Source organism: Ruegeria sp. BI7, from assembly GCF_056537925.1.
Genome location: NZ_JBQFSK010000003.1, coordinates 209,164 through 231,205, shown reverse-complemented (window position 1 = coordinate 231,205; position 22,042 = coordinate 209,164). Strand labels below are relative to the sequence as shown.

Below are 22,042 nucleotides of genomic sequence, written 5' to 3'. Positions count from 1 at the left end.
GGATGAAAAGCTTTTATGGGACCCAACTTCCCAACTCATTGATGCTGGGCACGGCGCAGTACCCCAGCCCCGCCATTCTGGAACAGGCGTTTCGCGAGAGCGGCGCGGGTGTTGCCACAGTTTCCTTGCGCCGTGAATCCGGGGCTGGGCAGACCTTCTGGCAGATGATCCGCGAGCTGGGCGTGCTGATCCTGCCAAACACCGCTGGTTGCCACACGGTCAAAGAAGCCGTAACCACCGCCCATATGGCGCGTGAGGTGTTTGACACTAATTGGATCAAGCTGGAATTGATCGGCCACACTGACAGTTTGCAGCCAGATGTGTTTCAACTGGTCGAGGCCGCGCGCATACTGACCGAGGACGGGTTTCAGGTTTTCCCCTACACCACCGACGACCTGATCGTGGGCGAGCGTCTGCTGGCCGCCGGGTGCGAGGTGCTGATGCCTTGGGGTGCACCCATCGGGTCGGGGCGCGGGCTGAACAATGAATATGCTCTACGCGCGATGCGGGCCGAGTTCCCCAATGTTCCATTGGTTGTGGATGCCGGGATCGGCCTGCCCAGTCACGCTTCGCAGGCGATGGAGTTGGGTTATGACGCCGTTCTGCTGAATACCGCTGTCGCTCGTGCTGGAAACCCTGTGGCCATGGCCCGCGCGATGATACTGGCGATTGAGGCCGGGCAACTGGCGCATCAAGCCGACCCGATCGAGGCGCGCGATATGGCCGAACCGTCAACTCCGGTAATCGGAAAGGCCTTCTTATCATGATGTTAGGCCGATTTTATCCGATCTTCGACCACTCTGATTGGTTGCGCCGGATGCTGCCCCTGGGTGTGAAGCTGGTGCAACTGCGGATTAAGGATCAGCTTGATGTGGTCATACGGGAACAGATCGCCCAATCACGGGACTTGTGTCGTGCCCACGACACCGTGCTGGTGGTCAACGACCATTGGCAGGCGGCTATCGACGCTGGTTGCGAGTGGATTCATCTCGGGCAAGAGGATCTGGACGAGGCCGATCTGAAAGCCATCCGCAAGGCGGGGCTGAAACTGGGTGTCTCCACCCACGATGATGATGAATTAGAGCGAGTCCTGACCATGGACCCGGATTATGTGGCTTTGGGCCCAGTCTATCCGACGATCCTGAAAAAAATGAAATGGGAACAGCAGGGCCTGCCACGCGTCACCGAATGGAAGACGCGGGTGGGGGATATCCCTCTGGTCGCGATTGGCGGCATGAGCGTTGAGCGGGCGCCGGGCGTCTTGCAGGCGGGGGCCGACATCGTCTCGGTCGTCACGGACATCACGCTGAATTCCGATCCAGAAACCCGCGTTCGCGAATGGATCGAGGTCACGAGATGAGCCGCTATGCCCGCCAGATGATCCTGCCCGAGGTTGGACCGGCAGGCCAGACCCGCCTGTCAGCAGCGCGGGTTCTGGTGGTGGGCGCAGGCGGGTTAGCCGCCCCGGTCTTACCCTTGTTGGCCGGGGCCGGGGTAGGGCAATTGACCATCCTGGACAGAGATGAAATCGCGCTATCGAACCTGCATCGGCAGACATTGTTCGCTGAATCCGACTGTGGGCGCTCCAAGGCCAAAGTCGCCGCAGAACGCTGCCGGGCGCTGAATGGTGACATCACCGTAATGGCCGAGAATCAGGCTCTAACAAATCAGAATGTGTTAAATTTTGTCCGCAGCTCTGACATTGTTCTGGACTGCGCGGACAGTTATGCGGCCAGCTATATCCTGTCGGATACCTGTTTGTTGCAGGGCAAGCCGCTGATCAGCGCATCCGTATTGGGGCTGACCGGCTATGTCGGTGGGTTCTGTGCTGGCGCGCCGTCCTTGCGTGCGGTGTTCCCGGATGCACCGGATAGCGGCGCGAGCTGTGCAACGGCCGGCGTGCTGGGCCCTGTCGTTGGGGTAATAGGTGCCTTGCAGGCGCAAATGGCGCTGGGCGTGATCCTTGGCCTGGACCCCTCGCCTTTGGGACAGTTGGTACAGTTTGACGCCCGCACGCTGCGCAGCACCACATTCCGATTTGACGGCGCACCGGAACCGGCGCACCACTTTCGATTTCTTTCCGCCAGCCAATTGACCGAAGATGATGTGATCATTGAACTGCGCACCCGGGACGAGGCCCCCGAGCCTCTTCACAGCAGAGCACGTCGGGACATTGTTGAATCCCTGAAAACAGAGCCTAACAAAGGAAAAAGACTTGCGCTTTGTTGCTCTAGCGGATTGCGCGCATGGCGGGCGGCTGAGCAAATTCAATCGGATTGGTCCGGTGAGATTGTCCTGGTTGCAGCCTCAACTACATGAGTGAATTGATACACGAGGTAGGTGGAAACCGGTGACTATCGACCAAAGGGGTCTAAGGTTGTTTGGGCGCGTTAACCTTTCGGAAACCGATTCTGCGCAAATCTGAGCGCATGACTCAGGACGCCTTTGCCGAAGCCCCGATGCTGTTTGAAAGTGACGAAGCCCCGGTGGCGCCCCTGCCCTCGGGGCGATTGCCGTCCTATATCAAAGACCACCGGAAACGCCTGCGGGAACGGTTCATGTCAGGTGGATCAGCGGCGATCCCGGATTATGAACTGTTGGAACTGGTGCTGTTCCGTTCAATCCCGCGGCAGGATGTAAAGCCGCTGGCACGGGCGCTGATGGACACGTTTGGGGATTTCAACCGGGTTCTGACCGCGCCCGAGGAACGGCTGCGTCAGATCAAGGGCGTTGGTGACACGGTGATCACCGATTTGAAGATACTTGAGGCTTGCGCCCATCGCATGGCCCGGGCGCGGGTGATGCAGCGGCACGTGATTTCAGGTTGGGATGCACTGCTTGACTATTGTCACACCACGATGGCCCATCGCGAGACGGAGCAGTTCCGGGTGTTCTATCTGGATCGCAAGAACGTGCTAATCGCGGATGAGGAACAGGCCAAGGGCACCGTCGATCACGTACCGGTCTATCCGCGCGAAGTTGCGAAAAGGGCGTTGGAATTGAATGCGTCAGCCTTGATCCTGGTACACAATCACCCTTCGGGCGATCCGACCCCGTCGCAATCAGATATCGACATGACCAACCGGATACAGGACGCATGTCTGGCCCTGGGGCTGACGCTGCATGATCATCTGATCATCGGCAAATCGAATGAGCTGAGCTTTCGGTCGCAGGGATACCTGTAGCGAGTTACTGAACCCAGATCTCGACCCGGCGGTTGATCTTTCGGCCCCATTCGGTGTCGTCGCAAGCCATCGGCATCGCCTCACCAAACGCATCGACTTGCAATTCAACACTATCGGGAATGGCAGTTTCCACCGCCGCCAACACCGCATTGCGCACGGTTTTGGCGCGCAGCAAGGCGATCCGCTTATTTGCAGTCGCGGCTCCGTCGCCGTCGCTGAAACCAACGAACACCAGCTTACGCGCATTCAGCGTCCCGGCCTCAAGCTGTTGGGCCAAATGCTGGATGTTCGACCGTGATTGTGCGTCGGGGCGGGACGAGCCTGCCTCGAACCTGACCGATAGCGACAGCCGGGACATGGGTCTGAGGGTATCGACCATGCGCTGCAATTCCTCCAACCCAACCTCGGGGCCACCCGAGGCCACCGCATTGGCCAGACGATCGCCCTGCAGTCCGATCCGCATCATCTCGGGTTCCTGATCGACAAAACCCGCATTGCGGATCGCCTTTTGGGCTGCGTCGCCTTGGGTATAGGCCAGAAACTGCCGGGCAATACGGGGCAGGCGGCGCTTGGGGAGGTACAGGAACATGGGTGAGGTCAGCGGGTAGTCCTCGGTCTTGATCGTCTGCCGGGTGGCCATCAACACGTGACCACATCCACCGGTCAGGGGCAGTGCGCGGGCCGCGTCAGCCTCGGCCTGGCTAGCGATGCCGATGGCAAAAGGGTCCTTGATGACCTTTTGAACCAGATCGCTGCTGCGCTTATGCCGGATAACGGCATCAGACAGATCGATACTGGCGGGTGAAAGCAGTTGATCCTCGACCCCTTGTGCCAGACCTGATCCGACGTCGGGCAGGTGCAGAGCAATTGGTGCGTCGGGTCCACCCAAGGTGGACCAATTGTCAATCGCGCCAGAAAACACCAAGGCAAGAACCGCCGGAGAGATTTGGGGCACGGGATTGTCCGGCGCCACGATGGGCACCAACGCATCCAACGCAATAACCCGCGACCGGCGTGCGTGGGTCAAATCGCCCAAACCAGCGGCCTCGGCAGCCTCTTGCTCTGACGGGCGGATTTCGCGCAAAGCCATGACAATGTCGGTCTGATCCGCGATCAGATCGGCAAAGCCCTGACCGGTATTGCCGATATCGAAATAGAATCGGCCCAGCGGCGCGTCGCGCCCATCCTGATGAAGCTCGTATATCAAACTGTCCGGAGCGGGCTGACGGGACGTGACTGACAGCCCTTCCTGTTCGGCAAAGCTCATCAACAGGGCAGGCAACACCTTCTCGGCCATGACGGAAGAACCTGAAAACCTCAGTTCGCCCACGAAATCGGTCAGGTTGGGGCAGGCAGGGCCATCGCAGGTCACGCCCGAGCCATCCACCGTCAGCTCACCAAATTGGGTGTCGACGCGGTAGAACTCTCCGTCAAAGCCAAGCAGAGTGCCTGTCACCTCGACCTTGCCGTCATGAGAGGTGAGCGAGATATCCTGCGCCTGAACGGCTGAGGAAAGTGTTGCCGAAAACAGTGTGACCGCCGCCACACGAAGAAATGTCATAGGAAGTTCGAGCCTGCCTGCGGTTTTAGTTTGCCGCGATTGTCAGGTTTTGGAACAGATTATTCAACACCAGAAACTCACCTGTTTTGGAGCAGTCTGGAAAGTTCAGCGTTAATTCGCGCGGCCGCAGTTTCCGGTCTTCGCGCAACTCCAGCGACTGAACGTGCAGGTCCGTGCCGCAATTTTCTGACGTCACCTCAGCCTCGACCGTCAATTCGATCGAGCCCGATTGATCCGATTGCGCGGCGGGAAAGGAATAGATCTCGAGGTTGCGCGCATCGCTGAAGGTCGGTTGCGTCAGCTGAACGACACTGCCTGCGCCTTGCGAGTCAGACTGAGCCGAAACATGACCTGCATCCCCATAGCTGGCCCCAAATTCCAGCGCGTGGATCTGCAGCTCGGTCGTGCCCTGCCATTGTAATACAACGCGGGCATACTGGCTGATGTCGGGAACGTGAGTGGTGGCTACGGTCCCTTTCTGATCGTCAAGTGAGATCAGGAAGATCGCGTATTCCGACAAGGCCGGTATGGTCAGGTCCAGCGTGCCATTGGCGTCTGTCTGCTGGGTTACGGTCAGTCCACTGTGATGCACCTCGATCCGTTCATTACCGTGGCAGGGGGCCTTGATGATCAGGCGCGCGGCAGCACCGGGCACGGCGCGTGCGCGGGCACTAAGGCTACAATCAGCGTGATCAGAGGGGGTTGACCGGCTGGGAGTCTCAACTCGTTGTGCAGAAGGGATGGCGCGAACCGTTTCCTGGGCGGGGGTCGAGGAGGTCAAGACGATGTCCTCCAGCCCGGGAATACCGGCACCTTGATCAGCGGCCGCAAGTTCAGTGCCCTGCACGTCGTCAGACCACGCAGGAAATCCATTTTGCATCAGGTAACCAATTGCCAGCGCGCAAACGACTGTGCCGCCGGTGGTCACGTAGTTCTTTATTACAAACAAGACACCCTCCCCAGTTGAAGGAGCGAGTCGCATATTGATTCTGAATCACGGCCAATATGTGGCCGTGAGGAGGACTCAATGTGTCTGAATTACGCTGACGTTAGGTCAGGCGCCCGTGGCAGTGTTTAAATTTTTTGCCCGATCCACAGGGGCAACGGTCATTGCGCGACGGGTTGCCCCAGGTGCTTGGATCATCCTCGACAAAGCCGGGACGCGGATCGCCCGAGGCTTCGGCCTCGGCTACCGCTTCGGCCCGTTCGGTCGCTTGTTCGACCTGCTGCTGCGCCTGAGCCTGTTGTGCTTGCATCTGCGCCAGCATTTCCCGCTGCTCTTCTTCAGACAGTGGGCGCACGCGTGACAATTGCTGAGTCACGGTCTCACGCAGGCTATCGAGCATCGACTCGAACAGCTGGAAGCTTTCGTTCTTGTATTCGTTCAGCGGATCGCGCTGGGCATAGCCGCGGAACCCAACGACCGAGCGCAGATGTTCCAGCGTCAACAGATGCTCGCGCCATTTACCGTCGATGGTGTTCAACAGCACCTGTTTTTCGATGTTGCGCATGTTTTCGGGACCAAAGGCCGCCGCTTTCTGCGCCATCATCTCGTCTGCGGCGTTGATCAGACGTTCGCGTACCTGCTCGTCATCCACGCCTTCTTCGGCGGCCCAGTCCTGTACAGGGGCGTCGATGGTCAGCTTATCCTTGACCGCCTCGTGCAGACCGTCCGTGTCCCATTGATCGGCATAGGATTTTGGCGGCATGTGTTCGTCGATCAGATCGTCGATCACCTGTTCGCGCATATCCGAGACGATTTCGGACAGGTCGTCCGAAGACATGATCTCACGCCGTTGGCTGAACACTACCTTCCGCTGGTCGTTCATCACGTCGTCAAATTTCAGAACGTTCTTGCGCATGTCAAAGTTGCGGCCTTCGACCTTGGATTGCGCGCGCTCCAGCGACTTGTTCACCCAGGGGTGGACGATGGCTTCGCCTTCTTTCATGCCCAGGGTGGTCAGCACCTTATCGAGCCGTTCTGACCCAAAGATTCGCATCAGGTCGTCTTCAAGGCTCAGGTAAAACACAGTGCGGCCCGGATCGCCCTGACGGCCTGAACGGCCACGAAGCTGGTTGTCGATGCGGCGGCTTTCGTGACGCTCGGACGCCATCACATAAAGACCACCGGCTGCCAGAACCTTTTCCTTTTCCTCGGCATGGCGGGATTCTTCAGCGGCACGCAGCTGGGCCGGGTCGGCCTCGGGGTTTTCGGCCAGTGCCTGCAGAACCTTCATTTCCACATTGCCGCCCAGCTGAATATCGGTGCCGCGGCCAGCCATGTTGGTGGCGATAGTCACCGCACCCAGACGGCCGGCATCGGCGACGATCTGCGCCTCTTGCTCGTGCTGGCGGGCGTTCAGAACATTGTGTGCAATGCCTTCCTTTTGCAGCAACTGGCTGAGCAGTTCGGATTTCTCGATCGACGTGGTGCCCAGGAGGACCGGCTGGCCCTTTTCCTGCGCCTCTTTGGTCTGTTCGATCATCGCGCCGTATTTCTCACCGGCGGTGCGATAGACCTGATCGTCTTCGTCCAAACGGGCAATCGGTTTGTTGGTCGGAACCTCGACTACGCCCAAACCGTAGATTTCAGCGAATTCTTCGGCCTCGGTCAGTGCGGTGCCAGTCATGCCGCCCAGCTTGTCGTACAGGCGGAAATAGTTTTGGAAAGTCACACTGGCCAGCGTCACGTTTTCCGGCTGAATCTGCACACCTTCTTTGGCTTCGATGGCTTGATGCAGACCTTCGGACAGGCGGCGGCCCGGCATCATCCGGCCGGTGAATTCGTCGATCAGCACGACATCGCCGTCACGGACGATATAGTCCTTGTCGCGCGTGAACAGCTTGTGCGCGCGCAGACCCTGGTTGACGTGGTGCACCACGGTTGTGCTTTCGGGATCATACAGCGAATGCCCTTCGGGGATCAGCCCCGCAGCAATCAGCTGCTGTTCCAGAAACTCGTTGCCCTCATCGGTGAAGGTCACGTTGCGGGACTTTTCGTCCAGCGTATAGTGATCGTCCTGCAACGAGGGGATCAATCCATCAATGGCGGTATACAGATCCGAACGGTCCTGCGACGGTCCCGAGATGATCAGCGGTGTTCGCGCCTCGTCGATCAGGATCGAGTCGACCTCGTCCACAATCGCGAAATTGTGGTATTTCTGGTAAATCTGGTCCAGCTCGGCCTTCATATTGTCGCGCAGATAGTCGAAACCCAGCTCATTATTGGTGGCATAGGTCACGTCACAGGCATAGGCCGCTTTCTTTTCGGCGTCGGGTTGGCCCGACCAGATCACGCCGGTGGTCATGCCCACGGAGGCAAACACCTTGCCCATCCATTCCGAGTCGCGCTTGGCCAGATATTCGTTAACCGTGACCACGTGAACGCCCTTGCCGGTCAGCGCATTCAGATAGGCGGGGAAGGTGGCGACCAGCGTCTTGCCCTCACCGGTCTTCATTTCCGAGATGTTGCCTTGATGCAGGAACGCGCCGCCCATCAGCTGCACGTCAAAGGCGCGCAGACCCAGCGCGCGTTTGGCGCCCTCGCGGACGTTGGCAAAGGCTTCAGGCAGCAGGTCATCCAGGCTTTCACCATCCAGCGCGCGTTTGCGCAGCTCGGCGGTTTTTTCGATCAGGCCGTCATCGGACAGTTTCTCGAACTCTGGCTCCAGCGCGTTGATTTTCTCGACCAACGGGCGGGTCGCCTTAATCTTGCGGTCGTTCGGTGTTCCGAACACCTTTTTGGCGAGCGTTCCGAGTCCCAGCATGTTCACTCCAGCGGATCTGTTCTTATCGTGGTTGCGACAGGCTTGCCCACCTTGCGCGCAACCCATAGATACGGGGGGTGAAAGGCGGCCCTGTCCAAGGCTTCAAAGCGATGTAAGCGGCAGGTCCCAGAGTGTCAACGCTGCGCCCTGTCGCGGCAAAGAAATAGGATGATTCCATGCCCAAAGGCCTCACTTTTCTGCCATCGTTGGCGCTTGCTGCTGTGATGGCCCTGCCATTGGCCGCCGAAACCAAACCTGATGCCGCCACCGTGGTCGCTCGTGTGAACGGTGATGAAATCACATTGGGTCACATCATCGCCACCGCAGCCGCGCTGCCCGAGCAGTACCAGCAGATCGAAGATGATGTTCTGTATGATCTGATTCTGGATCAGCTGATCCAGCAACAATTGTTGAGCCAGCAGCAGGACGCTTTGAGCAAACTGAACACTCTGGCCTTGGAAAACGAGACGCGATCCATGCGGGCGGTGCAGGCGGTGGATGCGTTGATCGACGAAAACCTGACCGACGACGTGATACAAGACGCCTATGACGCCCAGTACGCAGATTTCGAAGGTTCGGATGAGTTTAACGCCAGCCATATTCTGGTGGAAACGGAAGACAAAGCCAAAGAAATCAAGGCACAGCTGGATGACGGCGCCGATTTTGCCGAGATGGCCAAAGAACACTCCACCGGCCCGTCGGGCCCGAACGGGGGTGAGCTGGGCTGGTTCGGACCCGGTCAGATGGTCCCGGAATTTGAGGCGGCCGTGATCGCGCTGGACAAAGGCCAGATTTCCGAGCCGGTGAAAACTCAGTTCGGCTGGCATCTGGTCACCCTGAACGACAAGCGCAAAACCGAAGCGCCTGAATTGGAACAGGTACGCGCCGAGTTGACCCAAACCCTGCAACAGGGCGTCATTCAGGCTCGGATCGACGAGCTGACCCGCGAGGCCGACATCGATCGTCCCGCCCCCGAGGGTGCTGGCCCCGAGGCGCTGCGTCAGATCGAACTGCTTCAGGAGTAACCCCCGTGGCCACGATCACAAAGGTATCTCCGCTGGCCCCGGCGGCCTTTCCCGATTTGCCCGCGATTGAAGGTGTGCGGTTCGCCACGGTCGAGGCCGGTGTGCGCTATCAGGGCCGTACTGATGTTATGCTGGCGGTGATGGATCCCGGCACTTCGGTGGCGGGGGTGTTCACACGCTCCGCCACACGCGCGGCCCCGGTCCTAGACTGTCAGGACAAGATCGGCGGAACCAACGAGGGACCAGCTGCGATCCTGGTGAATTCAGGCAATGCCAATGCCTTTACCGGTCATTATGGTCAGACCTCGGTGGCCGAGGTGACGCAGGCAGTTTCCAAGGCCACCGGTGTTCCGGTCGAACGGGTCTTTACCTCGTCCACCGGCGTAATTGGTGAGCCGTTGCCTCATGAGCGTATCGTGGCGCAGCTTGAGGCTCTGAAAGCGGGCCTCAGCCGTCACGCGGTCGAGGATGCGGCGCGCGCGATCATGACCACAGACACGTTCCCGAAAGGATCCTGCGCGCAGGTCGAGATTGATGGAAAAACAGTCTCTATTGCGGGGATTGCAAAGGGATCAGGCATGATCGCCCCGGATATGGCGACGATGCTGGTTTACATTTTCACCGATGCGCAGGTCGAACAGTCGGCGCTGCAGGCGCTGCTAGGCGCGCAGACGGACCGGACATTCAACTGCATCACGGTGGATAGCGATACCTCAACTTCGGACAGCCTGTTGCTGTGCGCGACCGGGGCGTCAGGCGTGGATGCGACGGGCAATGCCGCCTTCGCTGAGGCACTGGAAGGCGTGATGCTGGATTTGGCGCAGCAGGTAGTGCGCGACGGAGAAGGTGCGACGAAATTCGTGGAAATCCGCGTGACTGGGGCCACCTCGGACGCAGATGCCAAGGTGCATGGGCTGGCCATTGCCAATTCCCCTCTGGTCAAAACCGCAATTGCGGGCGAGGACCCGAACTGGGGCCGCGTTGTTATGGCCATCGGAAAATCGGGTGCCGCGGCGGATCGGGACCTGCTGAGCATTTCTTTCGGTGACATTCTGGTGGCCGAGAAAGGCTGGGTCAGCCCCGATTACAGCGAAGACGCCGCCGCCGCCTATATGAAAGGTCAGGATCTGGTGATCTCGGTCGACCTGGGGCTGGGCGAAGGTAAGTCCACCGTTTGGACCTGCGATCTGACCCACGGGTATATCGAGATCAACGCGGATTATCGCTCGTGAAACCGGAGCAATTCCAGCAAAAGTGGAGCCCGGTTTTGCGTCCGGGATTGCGACCATGAAAACCGTATTAGTGTCTGCCGTCGCCCTGATCGATATCGAGGGCCGGGTGTTGCTGGCGCAACGCCCGGAAGGCAAATCCATGGCGGGCTTGTGGGAGTTCCCCGGCGGCAAGATCGAAGCCGGAGAAACGCCCGAAGCCGCCTTGATCCGCGAATTGCATGAGGAGCTGGGCATCGACACCTGGGCCTCGTGCCTTGCCCCGCTGACCTTCGCCAGTCACAGCTATGACGATTTTCACCTGTTGATGCCCTTGTTTGCCTGCCGCAAGTGGGAGGGGATCCCGCAGTCTAAAGAAGGGCAGGCTCTGAAATGGGTGCGCGCGAATGAGCTGCGAAACTACCCGATGCCTGCAGCGGATGTGCCGCTGATCCCAATTTTGCGGGACTGGCTGTAAGTCCGTCAGATTGGACGTCGGAACGAAATCAGTTCCGTTTTCAACCAAGAGAATGTGAATGCAATGTGAACAAAGCGTTGCTTCTGTATTTAATATTGTTGATGCAAACTCTGTTAGCTTACGGCGAGTCGAAAACACCTAATGGTGCCTGTCTGCAGAATTACTCAATGATAAGGTCAGGGGCGGCTTCGCAGATTGAATGGCGCAGATCGGATTGGTGATGTTATGAAAAGCGATACGAGTTCCACCAACAATGAATTGCAAAACAAATGGGCGACATGGACGATGAAGCCTGAAAAGAAACAGCTAAGTTTCAAGTATTTCGCGTCTGCATTGGTTATTGCGGCGTCGGCCTTTGTTGTTGTCGGCCTTCATCAACACGCGATTTTCTGAAATTTTACCAGCGCCCAACGCGCCGTGTCTTATGTGGTAATCCAGAATATTTAGCCATTAGAAGACCTCCGCAAGACCGATGTCTGCGGCGGCAAATCGTTCCTTACGATCAGAGCATTTGATAGTAGGTCAGGGCTGATTATCTGATCGTTCGGTTTAGGTTTGCAATTTCCACACCCGAGATCGGTCAGGTTTTACCACGTCTTGGTTGTTACAATTCGTAAGAATTGAGAAAACATCAGGAAAAAGTTGACGCTGATCGTGCAAGCGTCCCTTAATCGGGCGTTGGCGTCCGGGGTTGATCCTCGGGTCCGCTTTTTCCGGCCCGGGGAGAGGCCGGATGTGGAGGAGAGGAAGATTGGCTCAGACGCAGTCGGGCGCCGAGGGGATGCACTCCCTTGCTGCGCTGCTACACCGAAACGCGACACAGTTCGGGGACGCCCCGGCCTATCGAGAGAAAGAATTCGGCATCTGGCAATGCTGGACTTGGGCTGAGACGACTAAGGAAATTCGTGCCATCGCGTTGGGGTTTCTCGAGTTGGGTGTTGAAAAAGGCGACCATATTGCTGTGATCGGTCGCAATCGCCCGGCGCATTATTGGTCGATGGTCGCGGCGCAAATGGTCGGTGCGGTTCCGGTTCCGCTGTATCAGGACGCGGTGGCCGAAGAGATGGCCTATGTGCTGGAGCATTGCGGCGCGAAATACGTCGTCTGCGGCGATCAAGAGCAGGTCGATAAGGTCATCGAGATTCAGGAAAACCTGCATCAAGTTAAACACATCCTATATACCGACAAGCGGGGGATGCGGAAATACGACCATTCCCAGATGAATGCGCTGGATGATATCATGGCCGAAGGCCGTGCCGGTCACGCCCGGTTCGATGCGGAACTGGACAAGCGCATCGCTGCGATCACCTATGACGATACCTGCGTGATGCTCTATACCTCGGGCACTACCGGCAAGCCCAAGGGCGTGGTGCTGTCGAACCGCAACGTCATCGAAAGCGCCAAGAATTCAGCCGAGTTCGATCATCTGACCCAGAGCGAGGATATCCTGTCCTACCTGCCGATGGCCTGGGTGGGCGATTTTATCTTTTCCATCGGTCAGGCCTATTGGTGCGGGTTCTGCGTGAACTGCCCCGAAAGCGCCGATACGATGATGACCGATCTACGCGAGATCGGACCGACCTATTTCTTCGCCCCGCCGCGCGTGTTCGAAACACAGCTGACCAACGTGATGATCCGGATGGAGGACGCGGGCAAGCTGAAGCAGCGCATGTTCCATCACTTCATGGCGCATGCCAAGAAGGTCGGAGGTTTGCTGCTGGATGGCAAACCCGTGGGCCTCGGTGATAAGTTGAAATACGCGCTGGGCAATCTGCTGGTCTACGGCCCGCTGAAGGATACGCTGGGTTATGGTCGGTTCCGGGTGGGCTATACGGCGGGTGAGGCCATCGGGCCCGAGATTTTCGATTTCTACCGATCCCTTGGCATCAATCTGAAACAGCTCTACGGCCAGACCGAGGCCACCGTGTTCATCACCGTGCAACCGGACGGCGAAGTACGCGCGGATACGGTTGGTGTGCCTGCGCCGGATGTCGAGTTGAAGATCGATGACAAGGGAGAAATTCACTATCGCTCGCCCGGTGTTTTTGTTGAGTATTTCAAAAACCCGGATTCCACGGCCTCGACCAAAGATGCCGAGGGATGGGTTGCCACTGGCGATGCCGGTTTCATCGAAGAGAACTCAGGACATTTGCGGATAATTGACCGCGCAAAGGATGTGGGCAAGATGGCCGACGGGTCGATGTTTGCGCCGAAATACGTCGAGAACAAGCTGAAATTCTATCCTGACATCCTTGAAGTTGTTTTGTTCGGAAACGGCAAGGATCGCTGCGTGGCCTTTATCAATATCGACCTGACAGCAGTGGGCAATTGGGCGGAACGTAACAACGTGGCCTACGGGTCTTATCAAGAACTGACGGCGAATCCACAGGTGTTAGAGACCATCAAGACGCATGTGGAAGAGGTGAACAAATCTGTTGCCGCCGACGAGATGCTGTCGGGCTGTCAGGTGCATCGCTTTGTGGTTCTACACAAGGAACTGGATGCTGATGACGGCGAGATGACCCGCACGCGGAAAGTGCGGCGCGGGTTTGTCGAGGACAAGTTCAGCGACATTATCGCAGCGCTGTATGACGGGTCAGAGACCGTCTCGACCAAAACGGAAGTGACCTATGAGGACGGCCGCAAGGGATCGATCAGCGCGACGCTTGAGATCGTAGATGCGCCGGTTGTACCGGTCGCTCAACATAAAGTGGCTGCGGAATGATGGGTCGCCGAGCGCCGCTCGACCTGCGGTCATCGCCCCGCCCGCCATCCCGTTTTTGCGTAGGTCAGGGAGTGACTGATGCTGGATAGTTCCGAAGGATATGTCACCGAAGACGGCCGCAACATCGGCGGCGTGGTGATGGAGATGAAGAACATCACTTTGCGGTTTGGCGGTGTGGTGGCGATCAAGGACATCTCGTTTGATATTCGCGAGGGTGAGATCCGCGCCATCATCGGCCCGAACGGGGCAGGTAAATCCTCGATGTTGAACGTGATTTCCGGGTTCTATGTCCCGCAAGAGGGTGAGGTCTGGTTTCACGGGGCCAAGCGCCCACCGATGCGGCCATTCGAGGTCGCGCAGCAAGGCATTGCGCGGACGTTCCAGAACATCGCTCTGTTCGAAGGTATGAGCGTTTTGGACAACGTTATGACCGGACGGCTGAACTTTATGAAGACCAACATTTTTCAGCAGGCCTGGTGGAAGGGCAAGGCAGAAGCGGAAGAGGTGGAAAACCGCGAGGCGGTGGAGAAGATCATCGATTTTCTGGAAATCCAGCACATTCGCAAAACGCCGGTGTCGCGCCTGCCCTACGGGTTGAAAAAGCGGGTCGAGCTGGCCCGTGCGCTGGCGGCCGAACCCAGGCTGCTGCTGCTGGATGAGCCGATGGCGGGCATGAATGTCGAAGAAAAAGAGGACATGAGCCGCTTTATCCTAGACGTGAATGACGAATTCGGCACCACCATTGCCTTGATCGAACACGATATGGGCGTGGTGATGGACCTGAGCGACCGCGTGGTCGTGATGGATTACGGAAAAAAAATCGGCGACGGCACCCCGGATGAGGTGCGCAGCAATCAGGACGTCATCGACGCCTATCTGGGGGTCAGTCATGACTGAGCATCGGACAGACATGGGGAGAGGCGCAGATGCCTGAACAACTCGTATTCGCGATGGAGGTCATCCTCAATGGTCTGATGGCCGGGGTGCTCTATGCGCTGGTCGCGCTGGGCTTTGTTCTGATCTACAAAGCTTCGGGGATTTTCAATTATGCCCAAGGCGTTATGGCGCTGTTTGCGGCGATGACGCTGGTCGGGGTCATGAACGGGCAGGTGCCCTTTGCGCATGTGATCAACGCGACTTTTGGCACGCACGTTCATACTTTCGGGTGGAATGTGCCCGCTTTTGTGGCGATCCTTTTGACCATGGGTGTCATGGTATTGCTGGCCTGGGCGGTACAGCGGTTCGTCATGCGTCATCTGGTAGGGCAAGAGCCGATCATCCTGTTCATGGCCACCATCGGGCTGGCCTATTTCCTTGAAGGTGTGGCCGACCTGATGTGGGGGTCCGAGATCAAGACGCTGGATGTGGGCCTTCCGCAGGGCATCAACCTGTGGATTGATGAGAGCACCTATAACATCTTCGGGTATGGCTTCTTCCTCGATAATCTGGACATCGTGGCGACCGTGATTGCGGCGCTGCTGGTGGCGGCCCTGGTGGCGTTCAGCCAGTATACCAAACAGGGCCGGGCCATGCGCGCTGTGGCCGATGACCATCAGGCGGCGCTGTCGGTTGGCATCTCGCTGAACTTCATCTGGATCATGGTCTGGTCGGTGGCCGGGTTCGTGGCGCTGGTCGCGGGCATCATGTGGGGCACCAAGTCGGGCGTTCAGTTCTCGCTGTCGCTGATCGCGCTTAAGGCGTTGCCGGTGCTGATGCTGGGCGGGTTTACCTCGATCCCAGGTGCCATTGTCGGTGGGCTGATCATCGGTGTGGGTGAGAAACTGTTCGAGTTCGCCATCGGCCCATTGGTTGGCGGTGCGACCGAGAACTGGTTTGCCTATGTTCTGGCGCTGATTTTCCTGGTGTTCCGACCGCAAGGTCTCTTCGGTGAGAAAATCATCGAGAGGGTGTAGGGCATGACCAAACTGATCGCCATCATCAACGTCATCGCATGGGCCGGGTTCTGGGCCTTTGGCTATATCGCCGTCACTTCGAAAGATCTGACCGAAAGCCAGTTGGTGGTCGCTGCGATTCTGGCCTTTGCCGGGCTAATCACGGGCGTTCTGGCCTACATGAAACTGGTGCGCAGTTCCGAGGCGAGCGGATACGCCAAAGGATCGAACCAACTGGATGCCAAGGCCCGCAACCGGGCGCAGGAAGAGTGGGAGAAATAAGTCATGTTCTACCGTGAGGCCGGGGATTTCAAAACCTCCTACATCGATGACAACCAGACCTTTCCGATCAAGTTCGACCGGTATCGGTACTATGTCGTGCTCGCCGTGGCCTTTGGAATAATTCCGTTCCTCATCAATGATTACTGGGCCAATGCGTTGCTGTTGCCGTTTCTGATCTATGCGATTGCAGCGATCGGGTTGAACATTCTGGTGGGCTATTGCGGTCAGGTCAGCTTGGGCACCGGGGGGTTCATGGCCGTGGGGGCCTATGCCTGCTACAAGCTGATGACCGCGTTCCCGGATGTCAGTATGTTCATACATGTCATTCTGGCGGGCGGGATCACCGCCATTGTCGGCGTGCTGTTCGGCCTGCCAAGCCTGCGGATCAAGGGGTTCTATCTGGCGGTGGCAACACTGGCCGCGCAGTTCTTTTTGGTCTGGCTGTTCAACCGTGTACCGTGGTTCTACAACTATTCCGCTTCGGGCCAAATCAACGCGCCCGAGCGTGACGTGTTCGGCATCATCATCACCGGCCCGAACGCACCGGCCTGGGCCACCTATCTGTTCTGCCTGATCTTCCTGTCGGTCAGCGCCGTCATTGCGCGCAACCTGACGCGTGGCACCACGGGGCGCAGCTGGATGGCGATCCGCGACATGGATATCGCCGCCGAGATCATCGGGGTGAACCCGCTGAAGGCGAAACTGACCGCTTTTGCCATCAGTTCGTTCTTTGTGGGCATCGCCGGGGCGCTGTTCTTTGCGGTCTACCTGGGCGCGGTCGAAGTGGGTGAGGTCTTTGGCATTCAGAAATCATTCCTGGTGCTGTTCATGATCATTATCGGCGGGTTAGGGTCTATTTTTGGCTCATTCGCCGGCGCCGCATTTCTGGTGTTGCTGCCCGTGGTGCTGAAAGTCGTTGGCGCCGATTGGCTGGGCTGGCCCACCGATATTGTGGCGCATCTGCAGCTGGTGATTGTCGGCGCGCTGATCATCATGTTCCTGATCCTTGAGCCACACGGTCTGGCGCAGCTTTGGCGCGTGGCGAAAGAGAAACTCAGACTCTGGCCGTTCCCGCACTAAGGGGCAGGCCCAATCAGATAACGGGTGCAAAGCCCGACCCCAACATCGGACCAACCAAGGGAGGAGACACCCGATGAAATTGACACTAGCAACCGCGGCGCTTGGCGCCCTGATGGCTGCAGCTCCGGCTATGGCGGATCTTGTGATCCCCGATCTGAGCTATCGCACTGGCCCATTTGCCGCTGGCGGCATCCCGTTCTCGGATGGCTACAACGATTATTTCACAATGCTGAATGAACGGGACGGCGGTATTGGCGGCGTGCCGATCCGGATGGTCGAATGCGAAACCGGATACACGACTGAAAAAGGCGTCGAATGCTATGAGGCCACAAAGAACGAAGGTTCTCTGGTGTATCAGCCGTTGTCGACTGGAATCACCTATCAGCTGATCCCAAAGGTTTCTGCGGATGGCATTCCGCTGCACACGATGGGTTATGGTCGGACTTCGGCGGCCAACGGCAAAGTTTTTGAATGGGTGTTCAACTATCCCGCCAACTATTGGAATGGCGCATCGGGTGCGATCAATCACCTGCTGGAGGAAAACGGTGGTGACCTGAGCGGCAAGAAAGTCGCGCTGGTCTATCATAATTCGGCCTATGGCAAGGAACCGATCCGCACGCTGGAAGAACTGTCAAAAAAGCATGGGTACGAGCTTGCCCTGCTGCCAGTCGATTCCCCTGGTCAGGAACAAAAATCCCAGTGGCTTCAAATTCGCCGAGATCGGCCTGACTATGTCATCCTCTGGGGCTGGGGCGTTATGAACCAGGTCGCCATTCAGGAAGCTGCGAACATCCGCTTTCCGATGGAGAACATGATCGGTATTTGGTGGTCCGGGGCCGAACCGGATGTTATCCCTTCGGGCGAGGCATCCAACGGCTATAAGGCGCTGGCCTTTACGGCAACGGGCGATGACTTTCCTGTCTTCGACGACATCAAGAAATATGTCCATGAAACAGGCAAAGCGGCTGGTGCAGGTGACAAGGTCGGAACCGTTCAGTACAACCGTGCGGTTTATGCGGCCATGTTGGCATCCGAGGCTATCCGTACAGCGCAGGAAATTCACGGTGTTGCGGAAATCACGCCCGTCATGATGCGTGACGGCATGGAAGCGCTCAGCATCACCGAGGATAGAATGGCCGAGCTTGGAATGAGCGGCTTTGGCCCAACATTCGACGTCAGCTGTGAAAATCATGGTGGCCCCGGTCTGGTTGGTGTCACGCAATGGGATGCATCTGCGCAAACGTGGAATGTCATTTCGGACTTCAAACCCACGGATGCCGAGGTAATCGGTGCGCTCATCGACGAGGATTCTGCAGCTTATGCATCGGAAAACAACCTCGAGGGGCGCTGCAACTAAAGCGCAACAAAAAAAGGGGTGGCGGTGATCTGCCGCCCCAACCCCCAAACAAGGACACGCGGTGATGCTGGAGTTTCTCCGGATAAGAACAGGGATAGTGCTGAGTGCGGTACTTGGGCTTGCTGCGTGCAGCGCGCCCGAGATCGACGGGCCGACCTGCACCGGGCTTGTCCGAGATATTGTTCCGGCGAAATCCGTTGTCGGGCGCAGCTCAGCGCCGAATGTGGATGCGACTGCGGATCTCTTTTCCCGGGTGTTCGAAGGTCAGGCCGCGCAACGTGCAAACCTTGACCGCGATGGGCGGGGCATTCCCGTCGAAATTCTGGCTATGACCACCGGTGGGCAATATGGTGCCTTCTCATCAGGCGTTCTGACCGGCTGGACAGAAAACGGCAGGCCAGACTTCAACGTCGTGACCGGGGCCAGCGCCGGGGCTTTGATTACCCCTCTGGCCTTTGCGGGATCGGCGTTTGACGCGCGCCTGAAATCCAATACCAGGATCAATTTGAACGATGTGCTGTCGCTGCAAATCGTGCCGCCGATTCCTTTGGCCAGTTCTGTCTTCAGCACCAAAAAGCTGAAACGGCTGGTCGAAAGTGAAATTGACGAACCTCTGCTGAATCGTATCGCCAAGCGGGCCGACCCGGGCCAATCCGGGCAAGAGGTCAACAGCGTGGTGGTCGGCGCGGTCAATCTGAAAACCGGGCGGTTCGACATCATGGATATCGGTCAGTATCTGGCCACCACCCCAGATGATTTCGCGACAAAAGAGGATTGCGTGTCCGAGGCGGTTCTGGCCAGCTCGGCCATTCCGGTTCTGTTCCCGCCTCGCAAGATCAATGGGGACCTTTATGCGGATGCAGGTGTGCGCCAGCACGTGTTTCTGGAAGGTCTGGCCCAGGGTCAGCAAACAGCTACGCAGCGCACAGGCCAACAATTTGACGTTCGGGTAACTTTGCTGGTGAACGGCGATCTGGTTGTCGCAGAAAAGGACCCGGGACCCGGTATCCTCGCGTTGTCAGGCCGGAATTTCCAACTGGTCACCGATCAGGGATTTCGCGAGTCGATCGACCGAACCTTTCGCGTTGTGAAACAGAACCCCTCTTGGAGCTTTAAGGCATTGGTTGCGCCTGAACTGACCGCGCTCAATTGCAAGAACCCCGAACCCCTGTTTGACAAATGTATCACCGGGGCCTTGTTCGAGGCGGGGAAGAACATGACAAGCTCTCAACCCATCCCGTGGCTGACCGCGGCTGAGTTGGAGCGCAAGATCAACGAAATCTACGGGAGTTGACGATGCTGGATGCGGCACAAACCACCGATGTACAGGCCGAAACCCTGTTGGAGGTCAACAATATCGAGGTGATCTACAACCACGTCATTCTTGTGCTGAAGGGCGTCAGCCTAACCGTGCCCAAGGGTGGGATCACCGCCTTGCTGGGCGGCAACGGGGCGGGCAAGACCACGACGCTCAAGGCGGTGTCGAACCTGCTGCAGTCCGAACGGGGCGAGGTCACCAAGGGTACGATCACCTATCGCGGCACCAGCGTGCATGAAAGCGATCCGGCCGATCTGGTGGAAAAGGGCGTCATTCAAGTGATGGAAGGCCGCCATTGCTTTGAACACCTGACGGTCGAGGAAAATCTGCTGACCGGGGCCTATACTCGCAAGGATGGCAACGCGGCGATCCAGCAGGATCTTGAACTTGTGTATTCCTATTTCCCGCGCCTCGCCGAACGGCGTCGCTCGCAGGCGGGCTATACCTCGGGCGGGGAACAGCAGATGGTGGCGATGGGTCGGGCTTTAATGTCGCGGCCAGAAACGATCCTGCTGGATGAGCCCTCGATGGGTCTTGCGCCGCAGTTAGTCGAAGAGATTTTCGGCATCGTCAAGGATTTGAACGAGAAAGAGGGCGTGTCCTTCCTGCTGGCCGAACAGAACACCAATGTGGCACTGCGGTTTGCACATTACGGATACATTCTGGAATCGGGGCGTGTTGTGATGGACGGCCCGGCGGCCGATCTACGCGAAAACCCGGATGTGAAAGAGTTTTATCTGGGCATGTCCGACGAGGGGCGCAAAAGCTTCCGTGACGTGCGCTCATACCGCCGCCGCAAAAGGTGGCTGTAAGCGGATGGAGGATCTGGTCATGAAGAACTACTACGACGCGCTAGAGACCCGTTCAGCCGACGAGCGCGCTGCCGATCAGGCGCAGACGCTGCGTGTTCAAATTCAGCGGGCGTTGTCCGCGCCCGGTTTTGCGGCGCATCTGGCAGGGGTTGATTGCAATGCTGTTGCCTCGGCCGAGGATCTGGTGAAACTGCCGGTGCTGCGCAAATCTGAACTGGCGCAGGCACAGGCGGCGCGGCCGCCGTTTGGCGGGTTCACGGTCACACCGGCGCGGCATTTTCACCATGTTTTCCAGTCCCCGGGTCCGATTTATGAGCCCGGCAGCACTGATCCCGATTGGTGGCGCATGGGCCGGTTCCTGCATGCGGCAGGCGTAGGACCCGGTGATATCGTCCATAACTGTTTTGGCTATCACCTGACCCCGGCTGGGATGATTTTTGAAAGTGGTGCGCGGGCTGTTGGGGCCGCTGTGCTGCCCGCCGGTACCGGCCAGACCGAGCTGCAGGTCACTGCGGCGCGGGATGTGGGGTGTACGTCTTATGCTGGTACTCCGGATTACCTGAAGGTCATTCTGGACAAAGCGGATGAGATGGGTGTGGAGCTGAACTTTTCTTCTGCCGTGGTGGGTGGTGGCGCACTGTTCCCATCGCTGCGTCAGGATTATGCCGACCGGGGTATTTCCTGTCTGCAATGTTATGCCACCGCCGATCTGGGCAATATCGCCTATGAAAGCCACGCGATGGAGGGAATGATCATCGACGAGCATGTGATTGTCGAAATCGTCACGCCCGGCACAGGCACCCCGGTTGCAACGGGTGAGGTGGGTGAGGTCGTGGTGACCTCGCTAAACCCAGATTATCCGCTGATCCGGTTTGCCACCGGTGATATGTCCGCGATCATGCCCGGACAATCGCCTTGTGGCCGCACCAACCTGCGTATCAAGGGTTGGATGGGACGGGCCGATCAGACCACCAAGATCAAAGGCATGTTCGTGCGTCCTGAACAGGTGGCCGCGCTGGTCGACAAACATGCAGAGATCGTCAAAGCCCGTGTCATCGCCGCGCGACAGGGGGAAATGGACACGATGACCGTTCAGATCGAAAGCCCACGCGACGATGACGTGACCTATGCCAAATCCGTAATTGAAGTGCTGAAACTGAAAGGCGCGATTGAGGTTGTGGCCCCTGGTTCGCTGCCCAAGGACGGGTTGGTGATCGAGGATCAGCGCGTTTACGAATAGTCCAACAAAGGGTTCTGCGGCAGTTTGTGCCGCAGAATTGTTCCTCTGCCTACTGGTGTTTCTTAGCATTTTAGTCGATTAAAGGCGAAACCTGCGCCTCTTTGCCTGAAAC

20 protein-coding genes are annotated in these 22,042 nt (G+C 58.0%); 17 read left to right on the top strand and 3 right to left on the bottom strand.

Annotation, left to right across the window (positions count from 1 at the left end; genetic code table 11):
* Nucleotides 1-2: 2 nt before the first annotated feature.
* The 4 genes from ACR0JB_RS10625 (at nt 3) to radC (ending at nt 3,185) form a co-directional block, all read left to right on the top strand.
* On the top strand, nt 3-767 hold the full coding sequence (locus tag ACR0JB_RS10625; protein ID WP_170349594.1) for a thiazole synthase: 765 nt from the start codon (nt 3-5) through the stop codon (nt 765-767).
* Nucleotides 764-1,360, top strand: a complete 597-nt coding sequence (locus ACR0JB_RS10620; RefSeq protein WP_480789906.1) for a thiamine phosphate synthase — start codon at nt 764-766, stop codon at nt 1,358-1,360. The genes ACR0JB_RS10625 and ACR0JB_RS10620 overlap by 4 nt, the downstream gene beginning before the upstream one ends.
* Nucleotides 1,357-2,319 (top strand): HesA/MoeB/ThiF family protein, encoded by a 963-nt coding sequence (locus tag ACR0JB_RS10615; protein ID WP_170506355.1) that lies wholly within the window; start codon nt 1,357-1,359, stop codon nt 2,317-2,319. The genes ACR0JB_RS10620 and ACR0JB_RS10615 overlap by 4 nt, the downstream gene beginning before the upstream one ends.
* Before the next feature lie 110 nt (nt 2,320-2,429).
* The gene (gene radC, locus ACR0JB_RS10610) at nt 2,430-3,185 is read left to right on the top strand and encodes a RadC family protein (protein ID WP_170550235.1); all 756 of its coding nucleotides are present in this window, start codon (nt 2,430-2,432) and stop codon (nt 3,183-3,185) included.
* A gap of 4 nt (nt 3,186-3,189) precedes the next feature.
* On the opposite strand, the gene ACR0JB_RS10605 is transcribed toward radC, so the two are convergent.
* The 3 genes from ACR0JB_RS10605 to secA all read right to left on the bottom strand — a co-directional run bounded on the left by ACR0JB_RS10605 (nt 3,190) and on the right by secA (nt 8,513).
* Nucleotides 3,190-4,746 carry a phosphate ABC transporter substrate-binding/OmpA family protein gene (locus tag ACR0JB_RS10605; RefSeq protein WP_480789905.1) on the bottom strand — a complete coding sequence of 519 codons (1,557 nt, stop codon included), beginning with the start codon at nt 4,744-4,746 and terminating at the stop codon, nt 3,190-3,192.
* A gap of 25 nt (nt 4,747-4,771) precedes the next feature.
* Nucleotides 4,772-5,695, bottom strand: a complete 924-nt coding sequence (locus ACR0JB_RS10600; protein WP_170396792.1) for a hypothetical protein — start codon at nt 5,693-5,695, stop codon at nt 4,772-4,774.
* Between the two features lie 100 nt (nt 5,696-5,795).
* Nucleotides 5,796-8,513, bottom strand: coding sequence for a preprotein translocase subunit SecA (gene secA, locus ACR0JB_RS10595; protein WP_170396790.1), 2,718 nt, complete (start codon nt 8,511-8,513; stop codon nt 5,796-5,798).
* Nucleotides 8,514-8,689: 176 nt separating this feature from the next.
* On the opposite strand from secA, the gene ACR0JB_RS10590 reads away from it, so the two are divergent.
* The 13 genes from ACR0JB_RS10590 (at nt 8,690) to ACR0JB_RS10530 (ending at nt 21,930) form a co-directional block, all read left to right on the top strand.
* Nucleotides 8,690-9,538 carry a peptidylprolyl isomerase gene (locus tag ACR0JB_RS10590; RefSeq protein WP_170349601.1) on the top strand — a complete coding sequence of 283 codons (849 nt, stop codon included), beginning with the start codon at nt 8,690-8,692 and terminating at the stop codon, nt 9,536-9,538.
* Nucleotides 9,539-9,543: 5 nt separating this feature from the next.
* The gene (argJ, locus tag ACR0JB_RS10585) at nt 9,544-10,770 is read left to right on the top strand and encodes a bifunctional glutamate N-acetyltransferase/amino-acid acetyltransferase ArgJ (RefSeq protein WP_170506343.1); all 1,227 of its coding nucleotides are present in this window, start codon (nt 9,544-9,546) and stop codon (nt 10,768-10,770) included.
* A gap of 55 nt (nt 10,771-10,825) precedes the next feature.
* Nucleotides 10,826-11,224: an 8-oxo-dGTP diphosphatase MutT gene (mutT, locus tag ACR0JB_RS10580; protein WP_170349603.1), complete on the top strand. Its 399-nt coding sequence runs from the start codon at nt 10,826-10,828 to the stop codon at nt 11,222-11,224.
* Between the two features lie 195 nt (nt 11,225-11,419).
* Complete coding sequence (locus tag ACR0JB_RS10575; RefSeq protein WP_170360986.1) at nt 11,420-11,617, top strand: hypothetical protein; 198 nt, start codon at nt 11,420-11,422, stop codon at nt 11,615-11,617.
* Nucleotides 11,618-12,005: 388 nt separating this feature from the next.
* Nucleotides 12,006-13,949, top strand: a complete 1,944-nt coding sequence (locus ACR0JB_RS10570) for an AMP-binding protein (protein WP_170397004.1) — start codon at nt 12,006-12,008, stop codon at nt 13,947-13,949.
* 78 nt (nt 13,950-14,027) lie between these two features.
* Nucleotides 14,028-14,846, top strand: a complete 819-nt coding sequence (locus tag ACR0JB_RS10565) for an ABC transporter ATP-binding protein (RefSeq protein WP_480789904.1) — start codon at nt 14,028-14,030, stop codon at nt 14,844-14,846.
* A gap of 29 nt (nt 14,847-14,875) precedes the next feature.
* On the top strand, nt 14,876-15,862 hold the full coding sequence (locus ACR0JB_RS10560; RefSeq protein ID WP_170396786.1) for a branched-chain amino acid ABC transporter permease: 987 nt from the start codon (nt 14,876-14,878) through the stop codon (nt 15,860-15,862).
* A gap of 3 nt (nt 15,863-15,865) precedes the next feature.
* Nucleotides 15,866-16,123, top strand: coding sequence for a hypothetical protein (locus tag ACR0JB_RS10555; protein WP_170396783.1), 258 nt, complete (start codon nt 15,866-15,868; stop codon nt 16,121-16,123).
* Nucleotides 16,124-16,126: 3 nt separating this feature from the next.
* Nucleotides 16,127-17,203, top strand: coding sequence for a branched-chain amino acid ABC transporter permease (locus ACR0JB_RS10550; RefSeq protein ID WP_170396781.1), 1,077 nt, complete (start codon nt 16,127-16,129; stop codon nt 17,201-17,203).
* A gap of 73 nt (nt 17,204-17,276) precedes the next feature.
* Nucleotides 17,277-18,560 (top strand): ABC transporter substrate-binding protein, encoded by a 1,284-nt coding sequence (locus tag ACR0JB_RS10545; RefSeq protein ID WP_170396779.1) that lies wholly within the window; start codon nt 17,277-17,279, stop codon nt 18,558-18,560.
* A 64-nt stretch (nt 18,561-18,624) separates the two neighbouring features.
* Complete coding sequence (locus tag ACR0JB_RS10540) at nt 18,625-19,854, top strand: patatin-like phospholipase family protein (RefSeq protein ID WP_480789903.1); 1,230 nt, start codon at nt 18,625-18,627, stop codon at nt 19,852-19,854.
* A gap of 2 nt (nt 19,855-19,856) precedes the next feature.
* Nucleotides 19,857-20,690 carry an ABC transporter ATP-binding protein gene (locus ACR0JB_RS10535; protein WP_170349612.1) on the top strand — a complete coding sequence of 278 codons (834 nt, stop codon included), beginning with the start codon at nt 19,857-19,859 and terminating at the stop codon, nt 20,688-20,690.
* Nucleotides 20,691-20,709: 19 nt separating this feature from the next.
* Nucleotides 20,710-21,930: a phenylacetate--CoA ligase family protein gene (locus tag ACR0JB_RS10530; protein WP_170396776.1), complete on the top strand. Its 1,221-nt coding sequence runs from the start codon at nt 20,710-20,712 to the stop codon at nt 21,928-21,930.
* Nucleotides 21,931-22,042 lie beyond the last annotated feature (112 nt).